Source organism: Pseudomonas sp. LF-5 (genome assembly GCF_037626295.1).
GTDB classification, from domain to species: Bacteria; Pseudomonadota; Gammaproteobacteria; order Pseudomonadales; family Pseudomonadaceae; genus Aquipseudomonas; species Aquipseudomonas monsensis.
The window spans coordinates 151,031-160,509 of record NZ_JARKMT010000013.1; the positions used below are offsets into that span (position 1 = coordinate 151,031).

Here is a 9,479-nt window from a genome sequence, read left to right on the forward strand (position 1 = left end):
GCTACTTCATCGCCTAGCCTTACTGCCCTCCTCCAGCTCCAGCATCAATCCGCTCAGGCGTTTGACCTTGCGCTGCACCGCCTCTTCAAAGACCCCGGCACGCGGTTCGATCAGGGTGAACCAGTGCTTGGCACGCGTAATCCCGGTGTAGATCAGTTCCTTGGTCAGTACCGGATTCAGGGCATCCGGCAGGATCAACGCGGTATGGGCAAACTCCGAGCCCTGGGACTTGTGCACAGTCATGGCATACACGGTTTCAACATCGTTGAGCCGGCTTGGCAGCACGAAACGCACGCCGCCCTGGCCATCGTTGCGCGGGAACGCCACGCGCAGCACCGGTTTACCGGCATCCGGCCCCTCACGTTCGGGCAGCTTCAGGGCGATGCCGATGTCACCATTCATCAAGCCCAGTCCGTAATCGTTGCGGGTCATCAGGACGGGACGACCTTCGTACCATTGCTGGTCACTCTCGATCAGGCGCGCCTTGAGCAACGCCGCCGTGATGCGCTGGTTCAACCCTTCGATACCCCAGGGACCTTTACGCACCGCGCACAACAACTGGAAGGCATCGAACGCCTGCAAGACTTCACGGGCCCAGACGGTCCAGTCCGGATGCTCCAGTGGCCTGCCCGACGGCGGACGCTGATGGCGCAGCACACTCAGGTAATGTCGATAACCTTGTGGGCCATCACCGTGACCTTCGAGCAGCAGGCGCTCCAGCTTGTGATCGTTTTCGCCGGCCAGGCGCAATGAAAACACATCGTCATAGTGCTTCGTTTGCAGCAACTCACGGGCCTCGTCCGGCAGTTGCTGATTGACCCGGCGGGCGAGCTGGCCAATGCCGCTGCCCTCGCCGAAACGCCGTGAGTGGCGCAACATCACCACTTGCTGTGCCAGCGGATGCGAGCCATCGACGTCTTCATGCAAACCGCTGCCCTGCAATGACTCACCGCTGACCGCCTCCAGCCACTGCCGGGTCTGCGGGCTGTACCACCCGCCCTCGGCGTCGCGACACAGATCGCCGAGCACTGCACCGGCCTCCACCGAGGCCAGTTGATCCTTGTCACCCAGCAACACCAGGCGCGCATGGGCGGGCAAGGCATCGAGCAGATTGGCCATCATTTCCAGGTCGATCATCGACGCTTCATCGACCACCAGCACATCCAACGGCAAGCGGTTGCCGGCATGATGACGAAAGTGTCGGGTGCCGGGACGGCTGCCGAGCAAGCGGTGCACCGTGGTCACGTCGCAGGGGATTTTCTCTCGCACCGCTTCGGCGACTTTCAGCGATTGCACCTGCTGACTGATCGACTCGGTCAAGCGTGCCGCTGCCTTGCCCGTCGGAGCGGCCAGTCGGATCCGCAACGGGTGCCCGGCCTCCACTGCCGGCGCCTGAAGCAACGCGAGCAAGCGCACCACCGTAGTGGTCTTGCCGGTGCCCGGTCCGCCCGTGACGATGCTGAAAGCACCGCGCGTTGCCAGGGCACAGGCGAGTTTCTGCCAGTCGATCATGTCGCCGGTTCCGGCGGATCCGAACAGCTCATCGAGTCGTTGCGGCAGATCAACCGGTGTCGCCTCAGCCTGGGCAAGACGCTGACGCAACGCCAGATCAATACGGCGCTCGTACGCCCAATAGCGCCGCAAGTACAAGCGTTTCGAAGACAGCACCAACGGCCGTTGCTGCGCTGACTCACCGCTGTCGGCAGCCAGTGCTACCAAGGGGCTGCCCGCCAGAACCTTGCACCAATGCGCGCCGTCGAGCGCTTCAAGCAATTGCGAGGGCAGCAACAGCACGCCACCTTGCACATCGCCTTCGGGCGGTAGCGACAGCGCAAAATCCGGCGCTTTGAGGGTTTCGAACAGATCCAGACAAACGTGACCATGGCCAAGCTGATGACTGGTAAGTGCCGCCGCGAGCAGCACCAGTGGATCGGTATCTGGCTCCAGTTCATGCAGAAAGGCCACGAAGGCCTTATCCAGTGAGCGCAGCCAGCCGCGCTCGACCCATCGGGTGATCAGCAACAACAAATCATCGGCGCTGGTCAGCGGCGAGAGTGCGGACAGACTGTCGGCTGCCAGTGGCGTCGGCAAAAGATCGGCGAAGGTGCGGCTCATAGCAGGACTCCCTGTTCCCATGCGGGTTCGTCCTTGGGTTCGGGCTTGCCCTGGAACATTCGGTCAAGACGCTCGATCAGCTCCCGGGGTGGCCGCGCAAAATACACGCCGCGACTGGCAGCACGGGTACCGCGCAGGAACAGGTACACCGCGCCTCCCACATGCCGGTCGTAATCATAGTCGGGTAGCCGCGCCTTGAGCTGGCGATGCAAGGCCAGCAGGTACAAGACGTATTGCAGGTCGTAGCGATTGTCGAGAATCGACTGCTCCATGGCTTGCTCGGTGTAGGCGAGATCATCCACGCCCAGCCAGTTGGATTTGTAATCGGCCACGTAATAACGGCCTTCGTGTTCGAAGGTCAGGTCGATGAAGCCTTTGAACATGCCATTGAGCTGCACCGCTTCGGCGCCCACCCGGGCCACGCCCTTGTGGGTGTACTGACGCACCAGCTCGTCGAGCTTGAGCACATCGACCTTGTGGCTGGCGAACCAGAATTCCATCTCGACCCGGTATTGTTGCAACTGCTCGAGAATGACCGGTGGCTGTTCACCGCCAATCGGTAGCGGGGATTTGAGCAGATGCTGCAACCAGTCGCTCAGGGTGGTGATCCAGCCCTCCCAGCCACGCAGGTTGCAGCGCCGCGCAATCGCGTCTTCCAGCGCCTCGCGGGCAACCGTAAATCCCTCATCCCCCGCCCATTCGAGCAAACCGTGGAGAAACGTCCCGGGATTGGGGCCACGCGGGAAGCGGTGAATGTCGGCACCACCGGCAATGATTTCTCGCGGGGCGTCAGGGTCGAGGCGTTCGTCATCGAACAGCTTTTGCGCTTGCGGACTGTCCGGCGCCTCGTCGCTACCGACACTCAGCACATCACTGATACGCAAGGCGCTGTAGGACGCAATCCACCAGTTTTCACTGGCCTTGCGTCTGGGCAACAGCGTGGCACTGAGGATGGCCTCATTACGCGGCGGCAGATAATGTTCGGCGGTGGCGTCGGGCATTTCACCGATGCTGATTGCCGGGCAGTCCTGTTGCAGGTCATGCAGCCAGCGGTTCAGTTGCGTCGATTCCCCCAGTAAAGCGCCGCCACCCAGCAAATAACCCAGCGCCGAAAGATGCAGCACGGAACTGTTGTTATTGCCGCGTTTGAGATCCGTCACGCCCAGCCAGCAGGCATGTTGTGCCCGGGTCAGGGCGACATAGAGCAGGCGCAAGTCTTCAGCCAGACGTTCCTCATCCGCTTGGGTAATCAGTTCGGCAGTGGGTTTGAGGCTGACCTGGGCCTTGCCCGAGGCGTCGTGGTAATGCAGCGGCAACCGACTGCCATCCACCGGCTTCGCCGAGCAGATAAACGGCAGAAAGACCAACGGGTATTCAAGACCTTTCGACTTGTGAATGGTCACGACCTTGACCAGTTGCTCGTCACTTTCCAGACGCAGAATCTGCTCTTCACCGGCCTGACCGGACAATGCCAACAGCTCGGCCAGATGACGGATCAGCGCTTGCTCGCCATCCAGTTCGGCTGCGGCCTGCTGCATCAACTCCGACAAGTGCAAAAGGTTGGTCAGCACGCGCTCGCCATCACTGCGCGTCATCAGGATCTGCGGCAAATGGAAGTCGTGCAGCAGGCGCCGCAACATTGGCAGCACGCCTTGCTTGCGCCAGAGCTCGCGATAGCCACGGAACTGCATGACGCGGTTTTCCCAAACCAGTTCGTCCTGATTCAGACGCTCCAGTTCGGCCAACGGCAGATTTAACGTGATGCAGGCCAGCGCGGCTTTCAGCGAACGCTCGACATCAGGTTCGGCGCAGGCCTTGAGCCAGGACAACAGGTCGTGCGCCTCTTGCGCAGCGAATACCGAGTCCTTGTCGGACAGGTAAACGCTACGCACACCACGAGCGGCGAGCTCGGCACGCACGGCCTGTGCCTCTTTGCCGTCACGAACGAGGATCGCAATGTCGGAAGGCCGTAATCCCCTGAAGTCTTTGCCCTCCTGCACGAACCCGGCCTGAGCGGTTTGCCCGCCATTGAGCAGCGCGGTGATTTCACTGGCGCAGGCAGTCGCCAAATGCTGACGATACACCGCGCCCGACAGTGGCTGGTCGGTGGACAGGTGCCAGATATTCAACGCCGCGACACTCGCTCCGGCGATCTGTAGATGCTCTTTACGTCCCTGAGATTCGACCGGTTGAAACGGAACCGGATTTTCACCACTTTTCTCCCGGAACAGAAACGCACCACGCCCCAGCACCCGGGTTTCCGCACGCTCGAAGACATGGTTGACCGCCTGCACCATGCCATGACTGGAACGGAAGTTGGTACCCAGCGTATGCAGACGCCCCGTAGTGGCCTGCCGGGCGCGCAGATAGGTGTAGATGTCTGCACCGCGAAAAGCGTAAATCGCCTGCTTGGGATCGCCGATCAGAAACAGACCGGTGTCAGGGCTGTTCTCTTCAATGCGATAGATGCTCTCGAAGATCCGGTACTGCACCGGATCGGTGTCCTGGAACTCATCGATCAGTGCGACCGGAAACTGTTCGCGGATCAGCGTCGCCAGACGCTCGCCGCCCTCGGCCTGGAGCGCCGCATCAAGGCGCAGCAACATGTCGTCAAAGCCCATTTCGGCGCGGCGCCGCTTCTCTTCTTCGAAGCGCGCGCCGACCCATCGGGCTGCATGCTGCAGCACTGCGGCGTCGGGGGTCGGCAAGGCATCGAGACTCGATTTGAGATCCGACATCGCGTCCAGTCCCGGATGGCTCGGCGCCTGGCCTTTCCAGGCTTCGGCCATGCCGTCGGGGGTCAGCCGCGTGAAGCCGGTGCCGATGTCCAGCTGTTCCACGGACTCATCTTCGGCCCAGGCCTTGAGCTTCTCGAACCACGGTTCAAAATAACGTGCCTGCATCTTGCGGCCGTCGACGGTCTTGCTCGAGACGCCTTCATGACAGATGGCCAACAGCTCGTCCGCCCACTCACGCCAGGGCATTTTCAATTCAAGCAACGCAACCCGGCGTTCCTGCAAACACTCGTCGATCAGCTCCGCCGGAGCCTTGCCTTCGTCGCTGTCGCGTGCACTGGCGAACAAGCCTCGTACACGAGGCAACAACGCCGCCGGCCCGCCCCAATGACTGCGAACCCAGTTCAGCGCGTCGCCCTGCATCGGGTAGCAGAACAACCGCCAGTAATCGCGCAACACCTCACCCAGCAATTCGCTGTGATCGGTTTCCAGCGATTGCGTAAACAGGCTGCCGCTGTCGAACGCATGTTCCCGCAGCATGCGCTGACACCAGCTGTGGATGGTGGACACCGCGGCCTCGTCCATCCATTGCGCCGCGATATCGAGGCGGTTGGCGCATCCTGGCCATTGCTGCGGATCAAACTGATCGCGCAATTCGGCGATCAGTCCATCGGGCGCAGGTGTCTCGTCGCGGAAGAAGCGCGCGGCCTCGGCCAGACGCGTGCGAATCCGCTCGCGCAACTCTTTGGTTGCCGCGTCGGTGAAAGTCACCACAAGAATCTGCGGCGGCAACAGCTCGCGACTGAACCCGTTCGCCTCACCGCCGTGCCCCAGAATAAGCCGCAGATAGAGCGCAGAAATGGTGAAGGTTTTACCAGTGCCGGCGCTGGCTTCGATCAGTTGGCTACCGCGCAGCGGGAAGGCCAGTGCAAGAGGAGTCTTCGAACTCATGGGCGCGCCCCTTCACTGGCCAATGAACGCCAAGGCGCTTCAAACAGAGGTCGATACAAGACATCACACCAACCAGAGAAAGTCTCGTCGGTCAGCAATGCATCGAAGTCAGTGAATTGGCGAGACAGCGCAGGGCTTTCGCCGCGTTCGCCCTTGTTGTCCAGGCCATCGCCTTCGTAAGCTTTACGGGCAGCCGCCTCGGCTTTCAGCGGATCGGACTGGGATAACCAGGCGAACGCGGTCTTTACGGCGATCGGCAGAGGTTGTCGCATGCCCGCCTGCCAGGCCAGGAGCAGATCGGCGAGCAAGCGAGTGGCTCTGTCCTGATCCAGCGGCTCCAGCAGCAGCGTGTCGTCACTCGCCACCAATGCAGTGGTCAATGGAATTGCGCTGGCACAGGCCACGACGTGATTGACCCACGGTTTGGTCAACCGATGCCATTTGCGGCTTTTGATCGAGCCAATGCTGTTGGGAATGGTGGTGACCGACAAGACACCACCATCGGCACGTTGATGCAATCCCGCAAGCCAGCCTTCCAGACGCCCCCCCTTTAACTCCAGATTGACCGGTATTGCGCTGGTGAGCGGCGTTGGCCAGAGCGTCAGCAGTTGTTGATAGCGCTGCAGCAAGTCCGGAAGTGGTTCGATCAATTCGCGTTGCAGACACTCGCCAAAACCCGCCATTGGCAACAGTCCGCTGTTTTGCAGGCGCCGGGCCTGGGCTTCGAGCGCTTGATCGATATTGTCCGGCTGGCTAATCGCAGCTTCGAGCAGACTGTCGCTGAGTGTGTAGCGCTGCAGTGCGTCCAGTACGAAGGGTTCTTCGTCCGCCAGCGGTGCTTCAGCTGCTTCGAAATACACTTTGAGTCGCTGAGTGAAAAAGTGCCGAACCGGATTGCGCAGGAAATCCTGCAACAGTGCCAGACTCAACGGCTCCTCTTGGGTGTAGGGGGCGAGCAACTCGGTATCCTTTTGCAGCTCATGCTGCTGGTGCAACACCTGCCATTCGCTGGCATAGCTGAACAACGGGTCGCCTTCATGAAAGTAGCGCGCGCTGAATGGCTGCAAGGGATGCTCTTCAGTCATGGCGCCAAGTAGATCCTGGTTCTCGTCGGGCAATCGCCAACCGCTTGCGAGATGGTCGCGCAACTGGCCGATCAGGACTGAAGCGGGACGTTCACTGTTGTCGCGAATGCTGCGACCAACCCAACTGATGTAGAGCTGATTGCGCGCAGACAAAAGCGCTTCCAGCAGAAGATAGCGATCATCCTCACGTCGGGAGCGATCACCCGGCCGGTAGTCACTGCCCATGAGATCGAAATCCAGTGGTGGTTGTGCGCGGGGGTAGTCCCCATCGTTCATCCCCAACAGGCAGACCAGTTTGAAAGGAATGGCCCGCATGGGCATCAACGTACAAAAATTCACTGCACCGGCCAGGAAACGTTGAGACAGGCGCCCCTGATCAAGCCCCGCCAGCCAGGCTTCACGAACGACGGTCAGCGGCAGGTCATCTGTCAGGCCTACGGCTTCACACGTCTCCAGCCAGGTTTCACGAAGCTCTTCCAGTTGGGTCAACAAGTAATCGTCATGTTCGTTGCTGGCTTTGAAAAACACCTGCATCAACGCTTGCAGGCGCTGCCCCCAAGCCTTGGGTTGAGCGGGTTGCATAAGCGCCTGGTGAGCGAGCTCCAGCGCATCGAGCAAGGCTACCAAGGGCCCAATCAATGCCGCATCCAGGCCACCGATCTCGTCGTAGGGCTCGATACCGGCGCAGGCTTTGGCACTGCCGACGGCGTATCCCAGCAACATTCGGCGCAGACCGAAATGCCAGCTGTTCTGTTCCAGTTCCTGCGGTAAGCCCAGGCCCGCGCGCTGCTCGGCGTTCATGCCCCAACGCACTCCGGCACCTTCGATCCAGCGATGCAATGTTGGCAGGTCACGCTCCTCCACACCGAAGCGGGCTCGCAGTGCAGGAACGTCAAGCAGGTCCAGGATTTCGCTGACGGGGAAACGGCTGTCTGGCAGTTTGAGCAGATGTTCGACGGCGATCAGCAAAGGATCGCGTCCACGTTGCCCCTGATCCGCCAAGGTGAATGGTATGAACCGCGGATCGTGCCGATCCAGTTGACCAAACACCGCGCGAATGTGCGGCGCGTAGCTGTCGATATCCGGCACCATCACAATCACGTCTCGAGGGCGCAGATCCGGATTGGCACTGAAACGCGCCAATAGCTGATCGTGAAGAATCTCCACTTCACGTTGAGCACTGTGAGCAATGTGAAAACGGATCGACTTGTCTTGCGTCAGATCGACGGCGGGCCAAAGCTCGCGGGTTTCATCGAGCGGCCGTAACTCCAGGATATCGTCCTGAAGCTGGTTGAGCAGGTTATGTGGCCGGGTTTCGCTGAACAGGTCGATACGCCCGTCGCGAAAGGCCGCGCGATAGCTGTTGGGATCGTCATAGCTATCGAGCAGATTGATGTAGTCACGACCTTGCTTGCCCCACGCCGCCAGAAGCGGGTGAGCATGTTGATGCAGGGTTTCGGGATCCAGTACGACGGGCATACCGCTCTTGCGGGATTGTCGCTTGTATTGATGACGCAACAAGTCTTTGTCCGCGACGATATCGGCCCAGTGGTGGCGGCAGGGATTATGCACACACAGCAGGACCTGACTGAAACGCGCGAGCCCGGCCAGTGCTTCAAGCACCTGGGCCGGCAACGAAGAAATCCCGAAAACGATCACTCGCGGGGGTAAGCCGGCAGGCGCTTTCTCGAGCCTGTTTATACACTCGATGAATCGTTGATGTACGCCGGCCCGGCTTTGAGCCATGCCCTGTTCACCGACATCGTCCAATAACGCACGCCACAGTTCGGCCTGCCAGCAACTGGCCGGCGGCAGCGGTTTCACCTCGCCTCTGACGTTACGCAACTGGTGCCGCCCTTCAGCCCAATCCTCAAGCCAGTCGGCACGATACACCTGATACTGGTCAAAGAGATCCGCGAGACGTTCGGACAGCTGATAGCGCTTGCGCAGGTCGGTGTCGTGGGTGAGGAAACGTTGTAACGGTTCGAAATGCGGTCGATTGATGACCTGCGGCAACAAACGCATGAGCCGCCATGTCAGCGGGGCCTTGTCGAGCAGGGATTTGGCAGGAATTTCTTCCCGTCCCAACACCATGCGGTAGAGCTGCCACATGAAGCTGCCCGGCAATTGCACATCAATGGCAGCAGCAATCCCGCAGCCGCCGAGATCATCCTCTTCGGGATCTTCGGCCAAGGCCAGCTTCAGCCACTGAGCGATGCCGTTGCTCTGCACCAGAGCAATTTCATTCTCCAAAGGTGCCAGCGGATAGCGCCGCATGATGCTGACCACAAGGCTGCGTAGCTCGTCCAGGCTGTTGCTCTGAACCACCATGAATGCAGCGTTGAGGGACTGGGCGTCCGGCATAGGGTTTCCTTGGAAAAGTACGAAAGCCAGGGCAGAACCTTAGCATTGTCGGCAGGTTGTGACAGCCGGACGGAGTCGGTGAATGCTGTACGAACTTTCCTGCGGACAAAACAAAACCCCAACTGCTTTCGCAATTGGGGTTTCGGAATTTAATCTTGACGATGACCTACTCTCACATGGGGAAACCCCACACTACCATCGGCGATGCATCGTTTCACTTCTGAGTTCG

The 9,479-nt window shown here is 60.2% G+C and carries 3 protein-coding genes and 1 rRNA gene; all 4 read right to left on the minus strand.

The features are described 5' to 3' along the window. Nucleotides 1–6 precede the first annotated feature (6 nt). Entirely contained in the window at nt 7–2,115 is a 2,109-nt protein-coding gene (gene recD / locus PseuLF5_RS26070; RefSeq protein WP_123464392.1) for an exodeoxyribonuclease V subunit alpha, read from the minus strand. Then, the gene (gene recB / locus PseuLF5_RS26075) at nt 2,112–5,801 is read right to left on the minus strand and encodes an exodeoxyribonuclease V subunit beta (protein ID WP_340134988.1); all 3,690 of its coding nucleotides are present in this window, start codon (nt 5,799–5,801) and stop codon (nt 2,112–2,114) included. Before recB ends, recD begins: the two co-directional genes overlap by 4 nt. Continuing rightward, nucleotides 5,798–9,250, minus strand: a complete 3,453-nt coding sequence (gene recC, locus PseuLF5_RS26080; RefSeq protein WP_340134990.1) for an exodeoxyribonuclease V subunit gamma — start codon at nt 9,248–9,250, stop codon at nt 5,798–5,800. The genes recB and recC overlap by 4 nt, the downstream gene beginning before the upstream one ends. A 153-nt stretch (nt 9,251–9,403) precedes the next feature. Next, nucleotides 9,404–9,479: ribosomal RNA gene (gene rrf, locus PseuLF5_RS28380) — 5S ribosomal RNA — on the minus strand; the annotation flags it as partial.